The 21747-nt window shown below is 69.2% G+C and carries 24 protein-coding genes; 15 read left to right on the top strand and 9 right to left on the bottom strand.

Annotated elements, in window-relative coordinates; translation table 11 throughout:
• Positions 1 to 52: 52 nt before the first annotated feature.
• The 5 genes from ACFO5K_RS03030 to hisH all read left to right on the top strand — a co-directional run bounded on the left by ACFO5K_RS03030 (position 53) and on the right by hisH (position 5649).
• Positions 53 to 1648, top strand: a complete 1596-nt coding sequence (locus tag ACFO5K_RS03030) for a serine/threonine-protein kinase (RefSeq protein WP_378555588.1) — start codon at positions 53 to 55, stop codon at positions 1646 to 1648.
• A 221-nt stretch (positions 1649 to 1869) separates the two neighbouring features.
• The gene (gene hisD / locus ACFO5K_RS03035; protein WP_378555589.1) at positions 1870 to 3207 is read left to right on the top strand and encodes a histidinol dehydrogenase; all 1338 of its coding nucleotides are present in this window, start codon (positions 1870 to 1872) and stop codon (positions 3205 to 3207) included.
• 55 nt (positions 3208 to 3262) lie between these two features.
• A complete protein-coding gene (locus ACFO5K_RS03040; RefSeq protein ID WP_378555590.1) occupies positions 3263 to 4390 on the top strand; it encodes a histidinol-phosphate transaminase in 1128 nt (375 codons plus the stop codon).
• A gap of 18 nt (positions 4391 to 4408) precedes the next feature.
• Entirely contained in the window at positions 4409 to 5023 is a 615-nt protein-coding gene (gene hisB / locus ACFO5K_RS03045; protein WP_378555591.1) for an imidazoleglycerol-phosphate dehydratase HisB, read from the top strand.
• Positions 5020 to 5649 (top strand): imidazole glycerol phosphate synthase subunit HisH, encoded by a 630-nt coding sequence (gene hisH, locus ACFO5K_RS03050; RefSeq protein WP_378555592.1) that lies wholly within the window; start codon positions 5020 to 5022, stop codon positions 5647 to 5649. Before hisB ends, hisH begins: the two co-directional genes overlap by 4 nt.
• 12 nt (positions 5650 to 5661) lie before the next feature.
• Here hisH and ACFO5K_RS03055 read toward each other — a convergent pair whose 3' ends face one another.
• From ACFO5K_RS03055 to ACFO5K_RS03065, 3 genes are all read right to left on the bottom strand, one after another.
• Complete coding sequence (locus ACFO5K_RS03055) at positions 5662 to 6633, bottom strand: alpha/beta fold hydrolase (RefSeq protein ID WP_378555593.1); 972 nt, start codon at positions 6631 to 6633, stop codon at positions 5662 to 5664.
• A gap of 51 nt (positions 6634 to 6684) precedes the next feature.
• Positions 6685 to 7476: a helix-turn-helix domain-containing protein gene (locus tag ACFO5K_RS03060; RefSeq protein ID WP_378555594.1), complete on the bottom strand. Its 792-nt coding sequence runs from the start codon at positions 7474 to 7476 to the stop codon at positions 6685 to 6687.
• Between the two features lie 155 nt (positions 7477 to 7631).
• Positions 7632 to 8870, bottom strand: coding sequence for a DUF2786 domain-containing protein (locus tag ACFO5K_RS03065; protein WP_378555595.1), 1239 nt, complete (start codon positions 8868 to 8870; stop codon positions 7632 to 7634).
• A 310-nt stretch (positions 8871 to 9180) separates the two neighbouring features.
• Here ACFO5K_RS03065 and ACFO5K_RS03070 point away from each other — a divergent pair, with 310 nt between their 5' ends.
• Positions 9181 to 9783, top strand: a complete 603-nt coding sequence (locus ACFO5K_RS03070) for a maleylpyruvate isomerase family mycothiol-dependent enzyme (protein ID WP_378555596.1) — start codon at positions 9181 to 9183, stop codon at positions 9781 to 9783.
• Between the two features lies 1 nt (position 9784).
• Here the strand turns inward: ACFO5K_RS03070 and ACFO5K_RS03075 are convergent, their stop codons facing one another.
• Together ACFO5K_RS03075 and ACFO5K_RS03080 are read right to left on the bottom strand one after the other, a co-directional pair.
• Positions 9785 to 10243, bottom strand: coding sequence for a hypothetical protein (locus ACFO5K_RS03075; protein WP_378555597.1), 459 nt, complete (start codon positions 10241 to 10243; stop codon positions 9785 to 9787).
• A gap of 304 nt (positions 10244 to 10547) precedes the next feature.
• On the bottom strand, positions 10548 to 10973 hold the full coding sequence (locus ACFO5K_RS03080; RefSeq protein ID WP_378555598.1) for a hypothetical protein: 426 nt from the start codon (positions 10971 to 10973) through the stop codon (positions 10548 to 10550).
• 389 nt (positions 10974 to 11362) lie between these two features.
• Here ACFO5K_RS03080 and priA point away from each other — a divergent pair, with 389 nt between their 5' ends.
• From priA to hisI, 4 genes are read left to right on the top strand one after another with little or no spacing between them, the layout of a single operon-like run.
• Positions 11363 to 12094 carry a bifunctional 1-(5-phosphoribosyl)-5-((5-phosphoribosylamino)methylideneamino)imidazole-4-carboxamide isomerase/phosphoribosylanthranilate isomerase PriA gene (priA, locus tag ACFO5K_RS03085; protein ID WP_378555599.1) on the top strand — a complete coding sequence of 244 codons (732 nt, stop codon included), beginning with the start codon at positions 11363 to 11365 and terminating at the stop codon, positions 12092 to 12094.
• 9 nt (positions 12095 to 12103) lie between these two features.
• Positions 12104 to 12925 (top strand): inositol monophosphatase family protein, encoded by an 822-nt coding sequence (locus tag ACFO5K_RS03090; protein ID WP_378555600.1) that lies wholly within the window; start codon positions 12104 to 12106, stop codon positions 12923 to 12925.
• Positions 12926 to 12930: 5 nt separating this feature from the next.
• Complete coding sequence (gene hisF, locus ACFO5K_RS03095) at positions 12931 to 13725, top strand: imidazole glycerol phosphate synthase subunit HisF (protein WP_378555601.1); 795 nt, start codon at positions 12931 to 12933, stop codon at positions 13723 to 13725.
• 53 nt (positions 13726 to 13778) lie between these two features.
• Positions 13779 to 14129, top strand: coding sequence for a phosphoribosyl-AMP cyclohydrolase (hisI, locus tag ACFO5K_RS03100; protein WP_378555602.1), 351 nt, complete (start codon positions 13779 to 13781; stop codon positions 14127 to 14129).
• Positions 14130 to 14228: 99 nt separating this feature from the next.
• Here hisI and ACFO5K_RS03105 read toward each other — a convergent pair whose 3' ends face one another.
• From ACFO5K_RS03105 to ACFO5K_RS03120, 4 genes are all read right to left on the bottom strand, one after another.
• Entirely contained in the window at positions 14229 to 14696 is a 468-nt protein-coding gene (locus ACFO5K_RS03105; protein WP_378555603.1) for a MarR family winged helix-turn-helix transcriptional regulator, read from the bottom strand.
• Between the two features lie 152 nt (positions 14697 to 14848).
• On the bottom strand, positions 14849 to 15424 hold the full coding sequence (locus ACFO5K_RS03110) for a permease (RefSeq protein WP_378555604.1): 576 nt from the start codon (positions 15422 to 15424) through the stop codon (positions 14849 to 14851).
• A 65-nt stretch (positions 15425 to 15489) separates the two neighbouring features.
• Positions 15490 to 15960 (bottom strand): peroxiredoxin, encoded by a 471-nt coding sequence (locus ACFO5K_RS03115; RefSeq protein ID WP_378555605.1) that lies wholly within the window; start codon positions 15958 to 15960, stop codon positions 15490 to 15492.
• Positions 15961 to 16041: 81 nt separating this feature from the next.
• Positions 16042 to 16320, bottom strand: a complete 279-nt coding sequence (locus ACFO5K_RS03120) for a hypothetical protein (protein ID WP_378555606.1) — start codon at positions 16318 to 16320, stop codon at positions 16042 to 16044.
• 135 nt (positions 16321 to 16455) lie between these two features.
• Between ACFO5K_RS03120 and ACFO5K_RS03125 the strand changes: the two genes are divergently transcribed.
• From ACFO5K_RS03125 to trpA, 5 genes are all read left to right on the top strand, one after another.
• The gene (locus ACFO5K_RS03125) at positions 16456 to 17994 is read left to right on the top strand and encodes an anthranilate synthase component I (protein ID WP_378555607.1); all 1539 of its coding nucleotides are present in this window, start codon (positions 16456 to 16458) and stop codon (positions 17992 to 17994) included.
• Entirely contained in the window at positions 17991 to 18677 is a 687-nt protein-coding gene (locus ACFO5K_RS03130; RefSeq protein WP_378555608.1) for a TIGR02234 family membrane protein, read from the top strand. The genes ACFO5K_RS03125 and ACFO5K_RS03130 overlap by 4 nt, the downstream gene beginning before the upstream one ends.
• Before the next feature lie 171 nt (positions 18678 to 18848).
• The gene (trpC, locus tag ACFO5K_RS03135; protein ID WP_378555609.1) at positions 18849 to 19670 is read left to right on the top strand and encodes an indole-3-glycerol phosphate synthase TrpC; all 822 of its coding nucleotides are present in this window, start codon (positions 18849 to 18851) and stop codon (positions 19668 to 19670) included.
• Complete coding sequence (trpB, locus tag ACFO5K_RS03140) at positions 19667 to 20926, top strand: tryptophan synthase subunit beta (protein WP_378555610.1); 1260 nt, start codon at positions 19667 to 19669, stop codon at positions 20924 to 20926. Before trpC ends, trpB begins: the two co-directional genes overlap by 4 nt.
• On the top strand, positions 20923 to 21723 hold the full coding sequence (trpA, locus tag ACFO5K_RS03145) for a tryptophan synthase subunit alpha (protein WP_378555611.1): 801 nt from the start codon (positions 20923 to 20925) through the stop codon (positions 21721 to 21723). Before trpB ends, trpA begins: the two co-directional genes overlap by 4 nt.
• Positions 21724 to 21747: the final 24 nt, after the last annotated feature.

The raw sequence follows: 21747 nt of genomic DNA on the forward strand, positions 1-21747 counted from the left end.
TGCCGCACGCGGTCCACACCCAGCGAGCTACACTCGTCGGCGGGCCATACCCATGGTCAATACGCGGGATGTCACAATTTCGAGAAGGTTCGGAGTAGGCGCCATCGATACCGGTCAGAAGATCGCGGAGCATTACCGCCTGGTCGAGCGTATTGGTAGCGGCGGCACAGGCGTTGTATGGCGCGCTGTCGACGAACGCCTCCAACGCTCCGTGGCAGTGAAGCAGATCCACATCAAGCCCAGCCTGCCCGAGGCTGAGCGCGATGTCTTGCGCCAGCGTGCGATTCGGGAGGCCCGCAATGCCGCACGCTTCCAACATCCCAACGCCATCGTCGTTTTCGACATCACCGAACACAACGGTGACCCGTGCCTGGTGATGGAGTACCTCAAGTCGGTGAGCCTCGCCGGTGAACTGGGCCAGAAGGGCCCGTTGCCGCTGCTCGAGGTCGCCCGCATCGGGGAACAGGTCGCTTCCTCGCTGATCGCGGCCCACCAGGCGGGTCTGGTGCACCGCGACGTGAAACCGGGCAACATCCTGCTCGGCGAGCACGGTGAGGTGAAGATCACCGACTTCGGCATCTCCCGCGCAGCCGGTGATGTCACCCTCACCGAAACCGGTCTGATCTGCGGCACCGCCGCCTACCTGGCACCCGAAGTGGCGCGCGGCTCCGATCCGACACCGGCCGCCGACGTGTTCGCGCTCGGCGCCACCCTGTTCCACGCGCTCGAGGGCGAGCCGCCCTACGGTGCCAACGCCAACCCGCTGGCCGTGCTCTACGCCGCCGCCAACGGACAGGTGCGCCAACCGCACAACGCGGGCCCGGCCACCGATTTCCTGCTCGACCTGCTCAACCCGGACCCCCTGGATCGTCCGACGATGACCGAGGCCCGCGACGCGCTGGCCGCGTTCGCCGACGACGAGGACTCGGTGCCCGCCGGGTTCGTGCCCGCCAGTGAGGCTTTCGGGCGCCGCAACTCCGCGGCCGCCACCCAGGTGATCCGGCAACCGGGTCGCCGGGCCTCGCACGCCGGTGCCTCCACCGCCACCACCCGCCAGATCCGGTCGAATCCGCGTCCGCCGGTGCGGCACGACACCGCCGCGCACCCACCGACCCAGGCGCAGCCCGCGCCGACCTCGCACAAGCAGGCAGGCAAGGGGCGTGCGGTGCTGATCGGATCCGGTGTGGGCGCCGTGATCGCCGCGATCGCCGTCGCGATCAGCGCGATGAGCAGTTCGGATTCGGACTCGCCACAGATCCAGGCGAATCCGAGCACCTCGGTGGAGAGCTCGGTCGCGCCCGACCCCACCACCGCGGCCGTGGCGCCGCTCGGTCAGACCACCAATGTCGGCACCGTCGACATCGGCTCGGCCGGCATGCTGGTGGAGAACTTCTTCAGCAACCCGAGTGGCTCGTGGTCGATGCTGACCCCCGCCGCCCAGCAGGTCTACGGCAGCGAAGCCGAGTTCCGTGACTACTGGAACCAGCGCACCATCAATGCCTTCGCCAGTATCACCGGCGGCAACAACGCCGACGGTTCCACCGATATGCGCCTGGCCAGCATCACCATCGACGGTCAGACCAAGTCCATGGTGATGCGCGTGGTGAACGCCGGCGGCGGCCTGCGCATCGACGGCGACACCCGCTGACCCCGCACGTCCCGACAGCCGAGCACGCCTGTGCTCGGCTGTCGGTCGTTCAGCACGTCAGTGGCCTCGGTACGGGAAAATCGAGCACTGCCGTGGGACGTCGCCGGGTGGCGTGGCGAGCTTCACCGCGTGCGGGCGGGATCTGCCGGAAAACCGATGGTGACCGACCATTAGGCTGGTACCTGACCTGAGCCCAGCACAGAACAGGACAGCACCCCGATATGACTACCCGCATCGAGCTCGCCCGCGTTGATCTGCGCGGTCGTACTCCTTCCGCTGCCGAGCTGCGCACCGCGCTGCCGCGCGGAGGGGTCGACGTCGACTCGGTGCTGCACCATGTGCGGCCGGTCGTCGAAGACATTCGTGACCGGGGCGCCGAGGCCGCGCTGGACTACAGCGAGAAGTTCGACGGTGTGCGGCCCGGCGCGGTCCGGGTGCCGGTCGGCGAGCTGACCAAAGCCCTCGACGAGCTGGATCCCGCCGTACGCGCCGCCCTCGAGGTCGCGATCGAGCGGACCAGGAAGGTGCACGCCGACCAGCGCCGCACCGATTCGGTCACCGAGGTGGTGCCCGGCGGCACCGTCACCGAGAAGTGGGTGCCGGTGGAGCGGGTGGGGCTGTACGTGCCCGGCGGCAATGCCGTCTACCCGTCGTCGGTCGTGATGAACGTCGTCCCGGCCCAAGCCGCGGGCGTGGAGTCACTGGTCGTGGCCTCCCCGCCGCAGGCGCAGTTCGGTGGACTGCCGCACCCGACGATCCTGGCGGCCGCCGCGCTGCTCGGCGTCGACGAGGTGTGGGCGGTCGGTGGCGCGCAGGCCGTGGCGCTGCTGTCCTACGGCGGCACCGACACCGACGGCGGTGCGCTCGAACCCGTCGACCTCATCACCGGTCCGGGCAACATCTATGTGACCGCGGCCAAGCGGCTGTGCCGCGGGCTGGTCGGTATCGACGCCGAGGCCGGACCCACCGAGATCGCCGTGCTGGCCGACGCCACCGCCGACCCGGTGCACGTGGCCGCCGACCTGATCAGCCAGGCCGAACACGATGTGCTGGCCGCGAGCGTGCTCGTCACCGATTCGGTGGCGCTGGCCGACGCCGTCGACGCCGCCGTGAACGCTCAGCTGGCCGTGGTGAAACACCACGATCGGGTGCGGGAAGCGTTGCGCGGCAAGCAGTCCGGGATCGTCCTCGTCGACGGCATCGCCCAGGGACTGCGCGTGGTCGACGCCTACGCCGCCGAACACCTCGAGATCCAGACCGTCGACGCCGCGGCCGTGGCGGCACGAGTCCGCAGCGCGGGCGCCATCTTCGTCGGGCCGTGGGCGCCGGTGAGCCTGGGCGACTACTGCGCCGGCTCCAATCACGTGCTGCCCACCGCCGGCTGCGCGCGGCACTCCTCCGGACTGAGCGTGCAGACGTTCCTGCGCGGTATCCACATCGTGGAGTACACCGAGGCCGCGCTGAAGGATGTGGCCGGACACGTGGTGGCGCTGGCGAACGCGGAAGACCTGCCCGCGCACGGCCAGGCCGTGCAGGCGCGTTTCGAGGCGCTGTCATGAGTGCGGCGATCATGTGCGCGCACATGCCGCAGCCGGGCGTCGGCGAGGCGCTGGCATGAGCACTCCCACCGTGCCGGGCGCCTCGGCCACCCTGGACCAGCTGCCGCTGCGCGCGAACCTACGCGGCAAATCCCCTTACGGCGCACCGCAATTGAGTGTGCCGGTGCAGCTCAACACCAACGAGAACCCGCACCCGCCGAGCCGCGCGCTGATCGACGACGTCGCCGAATCGGTGCGCGCCGTAGCCGCCGACCTGCACCGCTACCCCGACCGCGACGCCGTGGCGTTGCGCCGTGAGCTGGCCGAATACCTGACCCGCCAGACCGGCATCGCGGTCGACACCACGAACGTGTGGGCGGCCAACGGGTCCAACGAGATCCTGCAGCAACTACTGCAGGCCTTCGGTGGGCCGGGCCGCAGCGCGCTGGGTTTCGTGCCCTCGTATTCGATGCACCCGATCATCTCCGAGGGCATCGACACCGAGTGGGTCGAGGCGACGCGCAGTGCCGACTTCTCCCTCGACATCGACTACGCCGTTGCCCAGATCACCGAACGCCGCCCCGACGTGGTGTTCGTGACCAGCCCGAACAACCCGACCGGGCACAGCATCGCGCTCGACGAACTCGAACGCCTGCTCGACGCCGCGCCCGGCATCGTGGTCGTGGACGAGGCCTACGGCGAATTCTCGGCCGCACCCAGCGCGATCACCCTCATCGATCGGTACCCGACCAAGCTGGTGGTCACCCGCACGATGAGCAAAGCCTTCGCCTTCGCCGGCGGACGCCTGGGCTATCTGGCCGCCTCGCCCGCGGTGATCGACGCGATCCTGCTGGTACGCCTGCCGTACCACCTGTCGGTGGTCACCCAGGCCGCCGCCCGCGCGGCGCTGCGCCACGCCGACGAAACCCTGGCCGGCGTCGCGGAACTGGCGGCTCAGCGCGACCGGGTCGCGGCCGCCCTGACCTCGCTCGGGTTCGAGGTGATCCCCAGCGACGCGAATTTCGTGTTGTTCGGCCGGTTCACCGACGCCGCACAGGCTTGGCAGCACTACCTCGACGCCGGAGTCCTCATCCGCGACGTCGGCATCCCCGGTCATCTGCGCGCCACCATCGGCCTGGCCGCCGAGAACGACGAATTCCTGCGTGTGAGCCGCGACATCGCCGCCACCGACCTCACCCACTGACCGCTGGAGGCAACCGATATGAGCAGAACAGCGCGGGTGGAACGCGTCACCAAAGAATCCAGCATCCTCGTGGAACTGAACCTCGACGGCACCGGGCAGACCGAGATCTCCACCGGGGTGCCGTTCTACGACCACATGCTCACCGCGCTCGGCGCGCACGCCGGGTTCGACCTGGTCGTGCGCGCCGAGGGCGATATCGAGATCGAGGCCCACCACACCGTGGAGGACACCGCGATCGTGTTCGGGCAGGCGCTCGCGCAGGCTCTGGGTGACAAGAAGGGCATCCGCCGCTTCGGCGACGCGTTCATCCCGATGGACGAAACCCTCGCCCACGCCGCCGTCGACGTCTCCGGCCGGCCCTACTGTGTGTTCACCGGCGAACCGGAACACCTGGTGCACACCATCATTCCGAGCGCGGGCCCGGGCGCCTCGTACTCGACGGTGCTCAACAAGCACGTGTTCGAGTCGATCGCGCAGAACGCGCGGATCGCCCTGCACGTGCGGGTGCTCTACGGCCGCGACCAGCACCACATCACCGAGGCCGAATTCAAGGCTGTCGCGCGAGCTCTGCGGGCCGCCGTCGAACTCGACCCGCGCGTCACCGGCGTGCCGTCGACGAAGGGTGTGCTGTGAAATCTCTCGTTCTGCTCGACTACGGCTCGGGCAACCTGCACTCGGCCGAACGCGCGCTGGTGCGCGCCGGTGCGCAGGTGCAGGTCACGGCCGACCCCGACGCCGCGCTGGCCGCCGACGGTCTGGTCGTCCCCGGTGTCGGCGCGTTCGCCGCGTGCATGGCGGGGCTGCGCGAGGTGCGCGGTGAACGCATCATCGGGCAGCGCCTCGCCGGTGGCCGCCCCGTGCTGGGCATCTGCGTGGGCATGCAGATCATGTTCGACCGTGGTGTCGAGTTCGGCGTGGAAACCGAAGGGTGCGGCGAATGGCCGGGCGTCGTCGCGGGCCTGGACGCCCCCGTGCTCCCGCACATGGGTTGGAACACGGTGAAAGCCCCCGCCGACAGCACCCTGTTCGCCGGCATGGACGCCGACACCCGCTTCTACTTCGTCCACTCCTACGCCGCCCAACAGTGGGAACTCCCCGCAGCCGACCACATCGCCCCGCCGAAACTCACCTGGGCCGAACACGGTGTGCCGTTCCTGGCCGCCGTCGAGAACGGCCCGCTCTCGGCCACCCAGTTCCACCCGGAGAAGTCCGGTGACGCGGGAGCGCAGTTGCTGCGCAACTGGATCGGGTCGCTGTAGTTCAGAAGAGTTCTACACCTGGCGGTTTCGTTGTCGAACAGCGGGACGAACCGGATCGTCGGTCAGAAACTCGCCGACCAGGCTCACGCATCGTGGTGCGTCGTCGAACCAGGGAGCGTGACCGCCCGGCACCACGGTCAAACGTGCGCCGGGGATCTTCGCCACGGACGGTCGTGCTCGATCAGGTGAGCTGAAGATGTCGTCTTCGCCCCAGACGAACAGTGCCGGGACGTCTATTCGTGCGAGTTCGCCGTCGGTGAGGACATTTTCCGGCCGTGCGGCCCGGCCTTGGATCAGGCGGCGCAGGAGGGCTCGGTAGGACGCGGCCTGGCCGGGCAGCCGCAGCGGTAGGCGGTGCAGATCGAGCAGGTCATCCGACATCGCGCGTGCCGCGTTCACGCCGATTGCCTCGGTGAGAGCGAATCGTGCGACGAACCGAGGCGACGGGAGGCGCATGAGGATCTCGTCGAAACGGCCTCGGATCGGGGAGGTCAGGGATTCGAATTCGGCGATGACGCGGGTTCCGGGTATGGCGGTGGCGGGCGTGGCGACAATCGCCGCTCGCGATACGCGGTCAGGCATGTCGAGCATCGTCCAGAGAGTGAACAGACCACCCAGGGAGCTGCCGACGAAGGCGGCCCGATCTATGTCGAGTGCGTCGAGGGTGCCGGTGACGACGTCGACCGACAGTGCGCGGAGTGTGCGGCCCTGCCAGGTGTAGGGCGGGGCGAGGCTGTGGCCGGGGAGGTCGATCAGGATGTGGTGGAACCCGGGGAGGCCGCCCACCAGTGGCGCCATTCCCATCGCCGGCGCCGAGATGCCGTTGATGTGGACCAGCGGCGCACCTTCGCCGGACGTCAGGACACGCACCTGTACTCCGGGTTCGCTCAGCGTGAGCATGCGCTCGGTGATCGTGAGTCCGTATGTGGCGGCAACGCGTTGTTCGGCTGCGCGGATCCTGTGCCCGAGGCGCTGTTTGCTCATACCACCACTGTCGGGCTCGAATGAGGTGGGCGTCTTGGACGAATGTTCCGGTCAGGTCGCGGCGAGGGCGCCCGGAGTGACTCCGGCGAAGGTCGACATGTCGCGGTGCAGGTGGGATTGATCTGAATAACCGCACGTGACAGCGGCTTCGGCGATGGTCCGGCCGGTCAGTAGCAGCTCGAAAGCGGAGCGGAACCGGACCACCATGGCAGCCCGTTTGGGTGTTACGCCGACCTGTGCGGTGAACCTCGACCACACGCGTTTTCGGCTCCAACCGGTCAGTTCGGCCAGCTCCCGGACCCGCACCGCACCCTTGTCTGTGACGATCCGGTCCCAGCACGCGACGACTTCGGGGTCGGCAGTCCTGCTCGATTCCTGTGCGACGAGAAACTTCGTGGTCACCGCGAACCGGTCCGCCCACGTTGCTGATTCGGACAGACGCTCGCGCAGCAGCGGCGCCGCTGAACCCCAGATATCGTCCAGCCCGATCAGCGTGCCGTCCAAGTCGGTCGGTGCGGCATCGAGCAGGCGGTAGGCGGTGATCGGCGACATCCGCAGCTCGACGCATTCGACGCGCTCCGAATGAACATGGCGGATACCGGGAAGGAGACCGGCGACCAGCCCATCGGAGGCGGACCTTCGGACGACACCCTCGCTCGTCAGGGGACGGTCCCCGAACTGGATTACCACCGTGACCGCGGGTCGAGCGAAGACCCGCATTGCGCGCCCCACCGCCGCGCGATCGCGAAACCCGTCCATCGAAACGCCCAACGGCACAGGACCGGTCGACTGAGCCAACTCCCAGCCCACCTCGAGCTCACGTTCGGACATGATCGGCCGCACGCTTCGACGATACGGGTGCGGTCGTGGATGCGGCGGAGGCCGTGTAGTTCTGCCGGCGAACTGGGACGCACGCGGATTCCGCTGTCGCTCACTCATCGTGCGGCCGTTGACACAATCGGCGGGGGCGCCGGTGGCGGGCTGGTCCGTTCGCGATGTCACGGGTTGTCGAGCTGGGCGTTGTCGGCGGCTTCGGTGCCCGCGTCCCAGCCGAGTGCGCTGCGGATCGTGATGCCCTTGGTGCGGGCGGTGGGGAAGTAGGTGTCGAAGGCCCGGTCGACGCGCTGTTGGTGGGAGGCGAGGGCGGGGAGCAGGCGGGCGGGTTCGGCGGCTTCGGCGATCGTCGCCTCGGCGGCTCTGGTGAGGTGCTCGCCGATCCTGGTGGCGTAGGCGGTGAGGAAGGCCTTGCGGTAGTGGCGGGAGCGGGCTTGCTCGGTGGTGGCGTTGTCGATCATCGCGCGGGTGGCCTGGACCAGCAGGGAGGTGGTGAGGATTTCGACGGCGTCGAGATCGGTGTCGTCGCCGACCACCGTGACGAAACCCCAGTCGGCGACGAAGATCGCGCGAGCACGGTTGGCTCCGGCCACCCGGTCGACCAGGAGGGCTTTGGCGTCGGTGTAGGGGGTGTCGAGCCAGATCCGGCGCGCGGTGGGCAGATCGGGGTCGATGCGCCCGGGGGCGAGCAGGGCGCGGTCGATGGCGTATTTGGTCATGAGTTCCTGCGCCTTGGCGGAGAGGGTTTCGGCTTCCTCGGCGAAGGAGGTGGACTCGGCCTTGGCCAGCAGACCGCGGACCCGGCCGAGGGTCCTCTCGTCGACATGGTGGTGGGCGGTGTGGTTGCCGGTGCCGGGCCGCGGGATGATCTGCTCGAGTTCCGGGAGTTCGACGAGCAGGGCCAGGGCGTGCAGCGCCGCGGTGAGAGCTTCCGCGGCGGTGAGCAGTGTGCGCTCGGCCCACTGGTCGAGATGCGGGCGCCCGGATGTCCACCACACGGTGGCGTGCAGTGCGTCCAGTTGTGACTGCCAGACCTCGTCGACGGATTCGGCGGCGAACTCGGCGCGGTGCTCGGCCATCAGGTCGGTCAGGTAGCCGAGCGCGAACTCGTCGACGCGGCGGCGTGCGGCCTCGTGCACGTCGGCGGGCGACCAGCCGAACTCGAAGGCGCGGGCGATGATTCGCCGCGCCGCCAGCTGGACACCGAGGCCCGGCTGCGCATCGGCGACCTGGGCGACGAATCGGTCGATCGCCTGCTCGTCACCCTGCGCCGCGAGGAACGCGACGGTCGCGATCGCCTCGGCAACCTGCGACGGGTCACCGGAGAGTGCGGCGTCTACCGGAAGCCCGGGAGACGCGGCAGGCTTACGTCCGGTACGGCGGCGACGATTCTGCTTGGCCAACGGTGTCGATCCTGTTCGTGGAGGTAGCTGCCGGGGCATGGGCGCGGCGTCCATTGTCGCGCCAGGTCACGGGGGTGCCGCGGGCAGTGTCGAAAGCCGACGCGGGGCTGGCGATCACTGGGGTCGGCGTGGCGTGATCGGGCCGGGCTGATTCGGGCCGGCGTGGCGTGATCGGGTCGAGTCGGCGTGGCGTGGCGTGACCGGCTCGGGTTGGGTCGGCGTGGCGGGGTGTGGCGTGATCGGGTCGGGCCCAAGGAAATCCGACCGTAGGCGGATTCGGGACACCACTCGGCGAGCCTAGGCTGACGGTATGAGCTACCGGGGGATGTTGATCCGAGAACGGGCCGAGTTGGTCGAACTGCTGCGCGGGTTGAGCGAGCAGGAGTGGGAGACGCCGTCGCTGTGTGCGGGCTGGCGGGTGCGCGATGTCGTCGGGCACCTGCTGCAGGACACGCTGGGACCGCTGAGCTACGCGGCTGTGGTGGTGAAGAACGGTGGGTCGGTGAACCGGATCAACAATGCGCTCGCGCAGTCGTCGTCGGATCTGTCGACCGATCAGTTGGTGGACAAGCTCGACAAGGAATCCGGTCGGCTGTCGAGGTTTGCGCCCCGCCTCATGCTCTCCGACCTCGTCGTGCACCACCAGGACATCCGCCGCCCGCTGAACCGGCCCCGCACCATCGCCCCCGACCGCCTCGCCGCCGTCCTGTCCTACCCCGACCCCTTCGCCTTCCCCGGCAGGTTCACCAAGGGTCTGCGCTTCACCGCCACCGACATCGACTGGACCTCGGGCGCCGGCCCGGAGGTTCGCGGCCCGGGTGAGGCCATCGCACTGGCCATGGCGGGCCGCCCTGTCGCACTCGACGACCTCACCGGCGACGGAGTCCCCGAACTCCGCCGCCGCCTCGGCTGACTCAGTTCGGCAGCGCCGAGTTCATCTCGTTCACCAGCCAGCGGCCCCAGTCATTGTTCAGCCGCATGGTGACGGCGAAATGATTGCGGCCGGACACACCGGCCCTGGTGGTCACCTGCGTCATGGTCACCATGATCTCGGCGTTGAGGAGGTCACCGCTGCGCACCCCACAGGTCGCGCTCTCCAGGTACGCCGAGACCTCGCGTTCCCGCATCAGCGCGCTGAGCGGCTCCTTCGCACCGATGAACTGGGTGCGGAGGTCGCCGGAGCTGCGGTCGATGACTCGCTGAAAATAGCCGTCGAGATCGTGCGCGGAGTCGTAGGTGGACACTTCGCGCGCGAAGTCGCACGCGGCTGACCGGGCGTGCTCGGGGGTGAACGCCGACGCGCTCGGGGCCGCGATGACCCCGGCGAGCGCCAAGGTACCGAGCAGACCACTCAGAACTGCAGAACGTGACACTGACTCTTCCTTCGATAGGACACAGACGACGCGGACCCGCGCGTCGCCTGGACTCTATCCGAGCAGTGCGTTCGAGGCGGTAAATGCTTGCCGCCCAAGGGAATCGGACGCTGCCTCGCCGGCCCGTGATGATGGCGGTACGCAACTCCGGTAATCCCACCGCAACGAGTGTGGCAAATTGTTCGACAGGAATGGTGGAATTTCTTCTGGAAAAAAGAGAATGCGGTGACGTGCACCGAGCACGTCACCGCATTCTCTTTCGTACCGGACCGGGGTGGGCCCGGTCAGTTCAGAGCATTCTAATTCATTCGGCGGGGGCGTTGAGTTCGCGAGCGCCGAGCAGAATGTCGATGATGTTGACGCCACCGCTGGTGAGGCCGTCGAACGCCGAGCTGCCGGTGTCGAGCAGTTCCGCGCCGGCGAGCGCGGCGGCCGAACCGGTGCCTGCCGCGGCCGAGCCGGTGGCGGCCAGGCCGGTCACCGCGGGGGCGGCAGCGGCGGAACCGGTCACCGCGGGGGCGGCGGCAGCGGAGCCGGTGGCGCCGGCCGCACCGGCGGCACCTGCACCGGCGGAGCCGGAGGCGCCGAGGGCAGCGGATCCGGTGGCGCCCAGGGCGGCCGAGCCGGTGGCGCCGAGTGCGGCCGAACCGGTGAAGGCGTTGGCGGCGGCGGCGGGGCCGAGCACGGCGAAGGCGACGGCAGTGGCGGCGGCGAGAGTCTTGCGAGACATGAGAATCCTTTCGGCCTGCGTGGCACAGGCTGGTAACGCAGAAGTGTGGTGCGGCGATGTACTCGGTAGGGGCTGTTGTACCTGCCGACAAAATGGAAGTTACTCGATTCCGGAAACGAATCGCTAATTTCGGACGCGTGGTGATTGTCACCATTAATAGTTGGGAAACGGAATGTTTCCGCAGGTTAACCGCGCCTGTTCGATGGATCACATAAGGCTCAGCGCATAAATGGCTACCCGAATTCTGTAAATCGGCAAATCCGTGGCATATCCTGCTGCCGTTCGGCGCCCGGATACCGGAGGCACCGCCGGTGTCGGCCGGAGTGACACAGAGCGCACCCATGTGGACCGTTGCGGGCCCGCCGTCCCTGACCTACTAGTCTGATCGCGTGAGTCTTGTGCTGTTGCCCGCCGTCGATGTAGCCAATGGTGAGGCCGTGCGCCTCGTGCAGGGAGAGGCCGGTAGCGAAACCAGCTACGGGTCGCCTCGCGATGCGGCGTTGGCGTGGCAGCAGGCCGGCGCCGAATGGGTGCATCTGGTCGATCTGGACGCGGCCTTCGGCAAGGGCAGCAACCGGGACCTGATCGCCCGGGTCATCGGCGAACTCGACGTGAAAGTCGAACTGTCCGGCGGTATCCGTGACGACGAATCGCTGCGGGCGGCACTGGCCACCGGTTGCGCGCGGGTCAACATCGGCACCGCCGCGATCGAGAACCCGCAGTGGTGCGCCCGGGTGCTCGGCGAATACGGCGACCGGATCGCGGTGGGGCTCGACGTCAAGCAGATCGATGGCGAATGGCGGCTGCGTGGACGCGGCTGGGTCACCGACGGCGGCGACCTGTGGGAGGTGCTCGAACGTCTCGAAAGCGACGGGTGCGCGCGCTATGTCGTCACCGACGTCTCCAAGGACGGCACCCTGACCGGCCCCAACCTCGACCTGCTGAGTCAGGTCGCCAATGCCGCCGAAGCGCCGGTGGTCGCCTCGGGCGGTATCTCGGTACTCGACGACCTCGTCGCGATCGCCGGCCTGGCCGACGACGGTGTCGAAGGCGCCATCATCGGCAAGGCGCTCTACGCGGGCCGGTTCACCCTGCCCGAAGCCCTGGCCGCGGTGCGCTGACACCCACCGATGAATGCCGCGCCGAACACCGCCGAACTGACCGACCTGCTGGCCGTGGCCACCCGGGTACTGGACGAGATCGTCCCGCGCTTCGTCGAGGGTGTCGGTGCGCCGAGTGCGGTGACCAAGGGCCACAACGACTTCGCCACCGAGCTCGACCTCGAGCTGGAACGCACCATCTCCGCCGAACTCCAGCAGCGCACCGGTATCGCGGTGCACGGCGAGGAATTCGGTGGTCCCGCACTGACCTCGGGCACGGCCTGGGTGCTCGACCCGATCGACGGCACGTTCAACTACTCCTCCGGCCACCCCATGTCGGGCACTCTGCTGGCGTTGGTGCACGAGGGTGACCCGGTGGTCGGGCTGACCTGGCTGCCGGTGCTCGGGCGCCGCTATGCGGCGGTGGTGGGCGGACCGGTGTATCTCGACGGTGTCGCGCTGCCGCGGCTGGAGCCGGCCAAACTCGCCGACGCCATGATCGGTTTCGGCACCTTCAACCTCGACTCCGCGGGTCGCATCCCCGGTCAGTTCCGGTTCGACCTGCTCGGCGCGCTCAGCCGGCTGTCCTCACGGGTGCGCATGCACGGCGCCACCGGCATCGACCTGGCGTTCACGGCCGCCGGGGTGCTCGGTGGGGCCATCGTGTTCGGCCACCATCCCTGGGACAACGCGGCCGGGGTCGCGCTGGTGCGCGCGGCGGGCGGGGTGGTCACCGACCTGGCCGGCGCACCCTGGACCATCACCTCCGGTTCGGTGCTGGCCGCCGCGCCCGGTGTGCACGAAGAACTCCTGGACATGATCTGCACGGTCAGCGACGAAGAACGAGGATGAATCCGATGGCTACCAGCACTCAGCCCGCCACGCTGGCCGTCCGCGTGATCCCCTGCCTGGATGTGGACGCGGGCCGGGTGGTCAAGGGCGTCAACTTCCAGAACCTGCGCGACGCGGGCGACCCGGTGGAACTGGCCGCCACCTACGACGCGCAGGGCGCCGACGAATTGACCTTCCTCGACGTCACCGCCTCCACCGGCGACCGCTCCACCATGCTCGACGTGGTGACCCGCACCGCCGAACAGATCTTCATCCCGCTCACCGTCGGCGGTGGCGTGCGCACCGTGGCGGACGTGGACCGGTTGTTGCGCGCGGGTGCGGACAAGGTGTCGGTGAACACCGCCGCCATCGCCCGCCCCGAGGTGCTCTCGGAGATGTCGCAGCGCTTCGGCTCGCAGTGCATCGTGCTCTCGGTCGATGCCCGCACCGTGCCCGACGGTCAGCCCGACACTGCGTCCGGCTGGGAGGTCACCACCCACGGCGGCAAACGCGGCACCGGTATCGACGCCGTCGAATGGGCCGTCCGCGGCGCCGAGCTCGGCGTCGGCGAGATCCTGCTGAACTCGATGGACGCCGACGGCACCAAAGCAGGCTTCGACCTGCCGATGATCGCTGCCGTGCGCGCCGCGGTGCACGTCCCCGTGATCGCCAGCGGTGGCGCGGGCACCGTCGAACACTTCCCGCCCGCGGTCCACGCCGGCGCCGACGCCGTGCTGGCCGCGAGCGTGTTCCACTTCGGCGACCTCACCATCGGTCAGGTGAAGGCAGCCATGCGTGCCGACGGCCTCACCATCCGCTGATTCCGCGCCGGCCGGACGCACCGCGTCGAATCGCGGACTGTTATAAACGACGGATGAGTCTGGATCCCGCCATCGGTGCACGTCTCAAGCGTAACGAGGCCGGGCTGATCGCCGCGGTCGCGCAGGAGAAGTCGACCGGTGCTGTGCTGATGATGGCGTGGATGGACGACGAGGCGCTGGCCCGCACGCTCGAAACCCGGCAGGGCACCTACTATTCGCGGTCCCGGCAGCAGTACTGGGTCAAGGGGGAGACCTCCGGGCACACGCAGTACGTGCACGAGGTGCGGTTGGACTGCGACGGCGACACGGTCGTACTGATCGTCGATCAGCAGGGCGCGGCCTGCCACACCGGCACCCACACCTGCTTCGACACCGACGTCCTGCTGGCCGAAGAACCGCGCTGACATGACCGTGGCCGAAGTCCGGCCGAGCTCGCCGCACTCGCGAACCCGAAGATCCGCGCGGTCAACGTGGATCGCCGAAATGGTGCGCAGGCAGAGCACCTAATCGCAGTCCTCGGCCAGCACCCGGGTGAGCCGGGCGGACAGCGTCTCGCCGAGGTCGGCCAGGCGGGCGATCTGGTCGGGGTCGAGTCCGTCGAGTACCAGCTTGCGCACCGCGTCGACATAACCGGGGGTGGCGGCGAGGACCTTCTCGAAACCTTCGTCGGTGAGTACTGCGTGCACCCCGCGCCGGCCCGCGGTGGAGTCGCGGTGCGCCCAGCCGAGGCGTTCGAGCTTCGACACCACATGCGACAGGCGTGATAGCGAAGCATTTGCCTTGTGGGCGAGGTCACTGAGTTGCATGCGGTGCCCGGCCTCTTCCGAGAGCAGGCTCAACACCCGGAACTCGAAATGGGTGAGCCCGGATTCTCGCTGCAATCGGGTGTCGAGCGCGCCGGGTATCCGAGTCATCAGGGCCACGATCGCCTGCCACGCGCGTTGCTCCACCGGGTCGAGCCACTGGGTCATCGCCGGGGCCGCCTCGCGGGTAGGCGGAGGTGAAGGAGTGGGACGCGCACCGAACAAAGTTTGCCACGACGTCGCTGCGGCGTCCGCTGGTTGGCCGCGGTCGTGAGGTCACTCACAGCGCCGCGGGTGCGGGCGCCTGGTGGTAGCGGGGCCTACAGTTCGTCCGGCGTTGTCGGTGGGGCGGGCGGTGCGGTGGTGGTCTGTTCGGCCTTGGCTGCCCGGTGACGGCTGTAGCCGCGCTTGCCCATCAGCCCCACCACCAGTGCGAACAGCACGGCAGCGACGATCGCGCCGACCAGGCAGGCGCCGCGGAACGCGGGAGCGTCGACATCGAGGATGCGCTCACCGGCGTGCGCGGCATTGTTGCCACCGAGCACGATCGTGAGGGTCATCAGGTTCGGCAGCGAGACGAGCAATGCGATGATCACCGCGGCACCCGCCGTGAACTTGCCGCCCCGGCGCCGCCATACGCGTACCGCCAGCAACAACAACAGCAACGGGATCAGGGTGAACAGCAGGCCGAACACCAGACCCCACCAGATGCCCTGGGTGAAGCTGCCGTGCACCAGGCCGGCCAGCCGCTGCGCCCACCAGCGCGGGATGAACGAGGCCAGGATGAAATAGGCGATCACCAGGACCGCGGCCGTGGCCAGCGTCATGATCGCGCGATTACGCCAGACGGTTGCCGTGGACTTCTGACCGCTCGACTGCACCTCGCCGGTTGTCATGGCATCAGCGTAAGTGCGCGAGAGCCCGACGCCTCGACCCTGCGCCCGGCGTTTCCTGCCCGGATCTACTCCGCGGCCGTGGCGCGTTCGCGCAGGAAGCGCAGCGCCTCGTCGGCGTGTACCGCCGCGCGCAGTTCGCCGGTCACGATCTTCAGGACCGTGCGATCGGTGTCGATGACGAAGGTGTGCCGCTTGACCGGGGCCAGTTTGCCCAGCAGCCCGCGCTTGACGCCGAAGCTCGCGGCCACCGCGCCGTCGCTGTCGGAGAGCACGGGGTAGTCCAGCCGCTGCTTACCGGCGAAACCGGCCTGCACCTCGACGCTGTCGGTGCTGATCCCGGCACAGGAGGCGCCGAGTGCGGCGAACTCGGCGCTCAGATCGCGGAAGTGGCAGGCCTCGGCGGTGCACACGGGGGTATTGGCCGCAGGGTAGAAGAACAGCACCAGCGGGCCGGCGGAGAGCAGGCCGTCCAGGGAGCGGAGCTCGGCGGACTGGTCGGGGAGTTCGAACTGGGGAGCGGGCTGGCCTGGCTGCATGCCACGACCCTAACGGCCGGTAGGGGCGGGCGGAAGATCCCCGTCCGCCGAGGCGGAACGGGGATCTCGACCGCAACAGCGCTACTGGCGTTGCAGCAGCGCCTTGATCTTCGGGTGGCGAATTTCCATCACGTCGAGGATGCCGTGCGCGCGCAGCATCGGTTCGAGTTTCAGGAGGCGATCACGGTGTGCTTCGTACTCGTCGGGAAAGGACTTCTCGTCGAGGTCCTGCATGGCGATGGCGTAGGTGACGAACGATGTGAGCGCGTTCGCCGTGGCCTGCTGGCCGGGACCGTGGTACTGCTGCGACGGGACGACCACTCGGCCGTCCGGTGCGCCCTGGTGCGAGGGGTACAACATTGCTCCTCTCGGAAAAAAGGGATACCGCATGCGACATGGAACGCGCGCGAGTGTAGTGATGCCGGTCACGGCGGCTTTCGGCGCGGGGGTCGGGTCAGCGCGCGGCCGTGCGGGCGGGCCTGGGATGATGAACCCATGCAGGGCGCGTCGACACCAACCACCACGACCCGCGACCAGTTCCGGCTGCTCGCCGCCGAACACCGAGTGGTCCCGGTGACCCGAAAGGTGCTCGCCGACTCCGAAACTCCGCTCTCGGCCTATCGCAAGCTGGCCGACGACCGGCCGGGCACCTTCCTGTTCGAGTCCGCGGAGAACGGCCGCTCCTGGTCGCGCTGGTCGTTCATCGGGGCGGGCAGCCCCTCGGCGCTGACCGTCGTCGACGGCGAGGCGGCCTGGCTGGGCACGGTGCCCGCCGACGCGCCCGCCGGCGGTGACCCGCTGCGCGTGCTGCACGAGACACTCGAACTGCTGCGCACCGAACGTCTGCCCGGCCTGCCGCCGCTCACCGGCGGAATGGTCGGCTACCTCGGCTACGACGCTGTGCGCCGGATCGAACGCCTACCCGAACACGCCACCGATGACCTGCGGCTGCCCGAACTGGTGCTGATGCTGGCCACCGACCTGGCCGCGTTCGACCATCACGAGGGCGCGATCACCCTCATCGCCAACGCGGTGAACTGGAACGGCACCGACGAGCACGTCGACGCCGCCTACGACGACGCCGTCGCCCGCCTGGACAAGATGACCGCCGCGCTGGCCGCCCCGGCCGCCTCGACGGTGTCGGTCTTCGACCAGCCCGAACCCGACTTCCTGCGCAGGCGCAGCACCGAGGAGTTCGGTGCGGGTGTGCGCAGGCTGATCAAGGAGATCGAGGCGGGCGAAGCCTTCCAGGTGGTGCTCTCGCAGCGCTTCGAGATGGACTACACCGGCTCCCCGCTGGCGGTGTACCGGATGCTGCGCGCCTCCAACCCCAGCCCGTACATGTATCTGATGCACATCCCCGACGGCGACGGCGGCACCGCGTTCTCCATCGTCGGGTCCAGTCCCGAATCGCTGGTCAGTGTGAAAGACGGGGTGGCCACCACGCACCCGATCGCGGGCACCCGGTGGCGCGGGGCCAGCGCCGAGGACGACATCCTGCTCGAGAAGGACCTGCTGGCCGACGACAAGGAGAACGCCGAGCACCTGATGCTCGTCGACCTGGGCCGCAACGATCTGGGCCGGGTGTGCCGGCCGGGTACCGTGCGCGTCAGCCAGTACCGCCACGTCGAGCGCTACAGCCACGTGATGCACCTGGTCTCGACGGTGTCGGGGCAACTGGCCGAGGGCAAGGTCGCGCTAGACGCGGTGCGGGCCTGCTTCCCGGCGGGCACGCTGTCGGGGGCGCCGAAGGTGCGCGCGATGGAGCTGATCGACGAACTCGAGCCGACCCGGCGCGGTGTGTACGGCGGTGTGGTCGGCTACCTGGACTTCGCCGGTGACGCCGACACCGCCATCGCCATCCGCACCGCGCTGCTCAAGGACGGCACCGCCTATGTGCAGGCCGGTGCGGGAGTGGTCGCCGACTCCGACCCGATCGCCGAGGACACCGAGGCGCGCAACAAGGCGATGGCGGTGCTCAAGGCGATCGCCGCCGCGCAGACCCTGCGGACCTATGACGGCGATCCGGTATGAGCGAGCAGCGTGACACCGCGCCGGCGGCCAAGCCGGTCGTCCCGGTGGTCCTGCTGGCCCTGGCCGCCGCCGGGCTCTGGGCCTGTTCGCGGTTGACGTGGGTGACGGTGCGCTCCGCCGACGGGCTCACCGAACCGCGCACCGACGAACTCAACGGTGGCGTCTGGTTCGGCGCGCTCACTCCGCTGGCCCTGGTGCTGGTCGCCGCGATCGCCGCGGTCTTCGCCGTGAAGGGGCCGCTGCGCCAACTGCTCGGGGTGGTGGTCGCGGTGGTCGCCGCGGTGGCGGCGGTGCCCGGTTTCGCCCTGACCGTCGGTGCGGGCGAGCCCGCCGAACGAGCGGGTAGCCTGGCGGAGTTGCCTGGTCGCGCGGTGGTGACCGGGGCGCAGACCCATCTGTTCCCCGCGATCCTGTCGATCGTGGCGGCCGCACTCGCGCTGGCCGCCGGTGTCCTGCTGACACGGCGCACCGGCGGTGGCGCGCAGCTGTCGGACAAGTACGACAACCCGGTGTTCCGTCGCGCCGATGCCAGCGCGCAGGTGAGCAATCAGCACGGCGGGTCCACCGGTGCGGCGCCGCTGTCAGAGCGGGTGCTGTGGGACGCGCTCGACGCGGGCACCGACCCCACCGACACCCCGGCCGAACCGCGCGGGCCGGACGAGCCAGGCAAACGCGGACAGTGACCCGGCACCCCCGCACCGACGGACCCGGTGACGGCCGGGCCGCAGTGACCCCCGGCACCCCGCCGCAGTGACACAGGCGGCAGACCCTTATTCTTGACCAGCATCGGTGAGACAGCGCCTGAGGGGACTCTCGGGTGAGAAGTTCGTCTCCCCAGAAAGGATTCGAGCCAGATGACGGTACTCGACTCGATTCTCGACGGGGTTCGGGCGGATGTTGCCGCTCGCGAAGCCCTCCTCGATTTTCAGGCGATCAAAGCCGCGTCCGCCGCGGGCAAGGCGCCGCTGGACGCGCGGGCCGCGCTGCACGAGGACGGTATCGGCGTGATCGCCGAGGTGAAGCGCGCCAGCCCCTCCAAGGGCGCGCTGGCCGACATCCCCGATCCGGCGGTGCTGGCCAAGGCCTACGAAGACGGTGGCGCCCGCATCATCAGCGTGCTCACCGAGAGCCGCCGCTTCGGCGGTTCGCTCGACGATCTCGACGCGGTGCGCGCCGCGGTGAACATCCCCGTGCTGCGCAAGGACTTCGTCGTCGGTCCGTACCAGATCCACGAAGCGCGTGCCCACGGCGCCGACGTGATCCTGCTGATCGTGGCCGCGCTCGAACAGGACGTGCTGGCCTCGCTCATCGACCGCACCGAATCACTGGGTATGACCGCCCTGGTGGAAGTACACACCGAAGAAGAAGCCGACCGCGCACTGGAAGCCGGTGCGTCGGTGATCGGGGTCAACGCCCGCGACCTCAAGACCCTCGAGGTCGACCGCGACGTGTTCGCCCGGATCGCGCCCGGCCTGCCCTCGGAGGTCATCCGGGTGGCCGAGTCCGGTATCCGCGGCACCGCCGACCTGCTCGCCTACGCCGGGGCGGGCGCCGACGCGGTGCTCGTCGGTGAGGGCCTGGTGACCAGCGGTAACCCGCGCGCCGCGGTCTCGGAACTGGTGACCGCCGGCGCCCACCCGTCTTGCCCGAAGCCGGCCCGCCGGAGCATCCGATGAACGCGCTGCCCCAGGCCAGCGCCGGGGTGGCCCAGCACAGCGACTACGAGCCCGACGCGGCCGGGCACTTCGGTGTCTACGGCGGACGCCACGTGCCCGAGGCGCTGATGGCCGTGATCGAAGAGGTCACCACCGAGTACGACAAGGTGCGCACCGACCACACCTTCCTCGACGAGCTCGACCGCCTGCAGCGCGACTACACCGGACGCCCGTCGCCGGTGTTCGAATGCACCCGGCTGGCCGAACACGCCGGTGGCGCGCGGATCTTCCTCAAGCGCGAGGACCTCAACCACACCGGCTCGCACAAGATCAACAACGTGCTGGGTCAGGCGCTGCTCGCCAAGCGCATGGGCAAGACCCGCGTGATCGCCGAGACCGGCGCCGGTCAGCACGGTGTCGCCACCGCGACCGCGTGCGCGCTGCTCGGCCTGGACTGCATCATCTACATGGGCGCGGTCGACACCGCCCGCCAGGCGCTCAACGTGGCCCGCATGCGGCTGCTCGGCGCCGAGGTGATCTCGGTGACCACAGGTTCACAGACGCTCAAGGACGCCATCAACGAGGCGCTGCGCGACTGGGTCTCCCACGCCGACGACACCTACTACTGCTTCGGCACCGCCGCGGGCCCGCACCCGTTCCCGCTGATGGTGCGCGATTTCCAGCGTGTGGTCGGGATGGAGGCGCGCGAGCAGATGCTCGAGCGCACCCACCGGCTGCCCGACGCCGTGGTGGCCTGCGTGGGTGGCGGGTCCAATGCCATCGGCATCTTCCACGCCTTCATCCCCGACGCCGAGGTGCGCCTGATCGGGTACGAAGCCGCGGGTGACGGCGTCGACACCGGACGCCACGCCGCCACCTTCACCGGTGGCACCCCCGGCGCCTTCCAGGGCGCCTACTCGTACCTGCTCCAGGACGAAGACGGCCAGACCATCGAATCGCATTCGATCTCGGCCGGTCTGGATTATCCGGGCGTCGGCCCCGAACACGCCCACCTCAAGGACATCGGTCGCGCCGAATACGAGCCGATCACCGACACCGAGGCGATGGACGCGCTGCTGCTGCTCTCGCGCTCGGAGGGCATCATCCCGGCCATCGAGTCCGCGCACGCCGTGGCCGGTGCGCTGAAACTGGGCAAGGAACTCGGCGCGGGCGCGATCATCCTGGTCAACCTGTCCGGTCGAGGTGACAAGGACATGGACACCGCGGGCCGCTGGTTCGGTCTGTTCGACGACACCGCCGAGGAGAACCAGCAGTGAGTCAGCAGTCTCGTCTGGCCAACACCTTCGCCGCCGCGCGCAGCGAGGGCCGGGCCGCGCTCATCGGGTACCTGCCCGCCGGCTACCCGGATCTGGCCGGGTCCATCGAGGTGTGCCGGGCCATGGTCGAAGCCGGTTGCGACATCGTGGAAGTCGGCGTCGCCTACTCCGACCCGGTGATGGACGGGCCCGTGATCCAGCGGGCCGCCGAACAGGCGCTGCGCGGCGGCGTGCGGGTGCGTGACGTGTTCTCCGTCGTGGAGGCGATCACCGGCGCCGGCGGCCAGGCGGTGGTGATGAGCTACTGGAACCCGGTGCTCAAATACGGTGTGGACAGCTTCGCGCGCGATCTGGCCGCCGCCGGTGGCGCGGGCATCATCACCCCGAACCTGATCCCCGACGAAGCCGACGACTGGTTCGTGGCCTCGGCCACCCACAACCTGGACCGCATCTTCCTGGTCGCCCCGTCCTCCACCGAGGAACGCCTGGTCAGAACCCTGGAAGCCTCGCGCGGTTTCATCTACGCGGCCTCCACGATGGGCGTGACCGGCGCCCGCGACGCGGTCTCCTCGGCCGCCCCCGAACTCTGCGCCCGGATCCGCGCCCATTCCGACATCCCGATCGGCGTCGGACTCGGCGTGCGCTCAGGTGCCCAGGCCGCCGAGATCGCGGCCTACGCCGACGGCGTGATCGTCGGCTCGGCCCTGGTGTCGGCTGCCGCCGAGGGCCTGGACGCGGTCCGCTCGCTGACCGCTGAACTCGCCGAAGGCGTGCGCGCGGCAACCGTGCGCTCCTAGGCTTTCCCGCCTCTCAACGAACCC

Origin of the sequence: Nocardia halotolerans (assembly GCF_042650145.1) — a bacterium.
Classification (GTDB): domain Bacteria; phylum Actinomycetota; class Actinomycetes; order Mycobacteriales; family Mycobacteriaceae; genus Nocardia; species Nocardia halotolerans.

What these genes read in the sequence shown, in the direction of transcription:
- ACFO5K_RS03030 (WP_378555588.1), top strand. Translation starts at nt 53, where the DNA reads ATGGTCAATACGCGGGATGTCACAATTTCGAGAAGGTTCGGAGTAGGC.
- hisD (WP_378555589.1), top strand. Translation starts at nt 1,870, where the DNA reads ATGACTACCCGCATCGAGCTCGCCCGCGTTGATCTGCGCGGTCGTACT.
- ACFO5K_RS03040 (WP_378555590.1), top strand. Translation starts at nt 3,263, where the DNA reads ATGAGCACTCCCACCGTGCCGGGCGCCTCGGCCACCCTGGACCAGCTG.
- hisB (WP_378555591.1), top strand. Translation starts at nt 4,409, where the DNA reads ATGAGCAGAACAGCGCGGGTGGAACGCGTCACCAAAGAATCCAGCATC.
- ACFO5K_RS03055 (WP_378555593.1), bottom strand. Translation starts at nt 6,633, where the DNA reads ATGAGCAAACAGCGCCTCGGGCACAGGATCCGCGCAGCCGAACAACGC.
- ACFO5K_RS03070 (WP_378555596.1), top strand. Translation starts at nt 9,181, where the DNA reads ATGAGCTACCGGGGGATGTTGATCCGAGAACGGGCCGAGTTGGTCGAA.
- ACFO5K_RS03080 (WP_378555598.1), bottom strand. Translation starts at nt 10,973, where the DNA reads ATGTCTCGCAAGACTCTCGCCGCCGCCACTGCCGTCGCCTTCGCCGTG.
- ACFO5K_RS03090 (WP_378555600.1), top strand. Translation starts at nt 12,104, where the DNA reads ATGAATGCCGCGCCGAACACCGCCGAACTGACCGACCTGCTGGCCGTG.
- hisF (WP_378555601.1), top strand. Translation starts at nt 12,931, where the DNA reads ATGGCTACCAGCACTCAGCCCGCCACGCTGGCCGTCCGCGTGATCCCC.
- hisI (WP_378555602.1), top strand. Translation starts at nt 13,779, where the DNA reads ATGAGTCTGGATCCCGCCATCGGTGCACGTCTCAAGCGTAACGAGGCC.
- ACFO5K_RS03105 (WP_378555603.1), bottom strand. Translation starts at nt 14,696, where the DNA reads ATGACCCAGTGGCTCGACCCGGTGGAGCAACGCGCGTGGCAGGCGATC.
- ACFO5K_RS03110 (WP_378555604.1), bottom strand. Translation starts at nt 15,424, where the DNA reads ATGACAACCGGCGAGGTGCAGTCGAGCGGTCAGAAGTCCACGGCAACC.
- ACFO5K_RS03115 (WP_378555605.1), bottom strand. Translation starts at nt 15,960, where the DNA reads ATGCAGCCAGGCCAGCCCGCTCCCCAGTTCGAACTCCCCGACCAGTCC.
- ACFO5K_RS03120 (WP_378555606.1), bottom strand. Translation starts at nt 16,320, where the DNA reads ATGTTGTACCCCTCGCACCAGGGCGCACCGGACGGCCGAGTGGTCGTC.
- ACFO5K_RS03125 (WP_378555607.1), top strand. Translation starts at nt 16,456, where the DNA reads ATGCAGGGCGCGTCGACACCAACCACCACGACCCGCGACCAGTTCCGG.
- ACFO5K_RS03130 (WP_378555608.1), top strand. Translation starts at nt 17,991, where the DNA reads ATGAGCGAGCAGCGTGACACCGCGCCGGCGGCCAAGCCGGTCGTCCCG.
- trpC (WP_378555609.1), top strand. Translation starts at nt 18,849, where the DNA reads ATGACGGTACTCGACTCGATTCTCGACGGGGTTCGGGCGGATGTTGCC.
- trpB (WP_378555610.1), top strand. Translation starts at nt 19,667, where the DNA reads ATGAACGCGCTGCCCCAGGCCAGCGCCGGGGTGGCCCAGCACAGCGAC.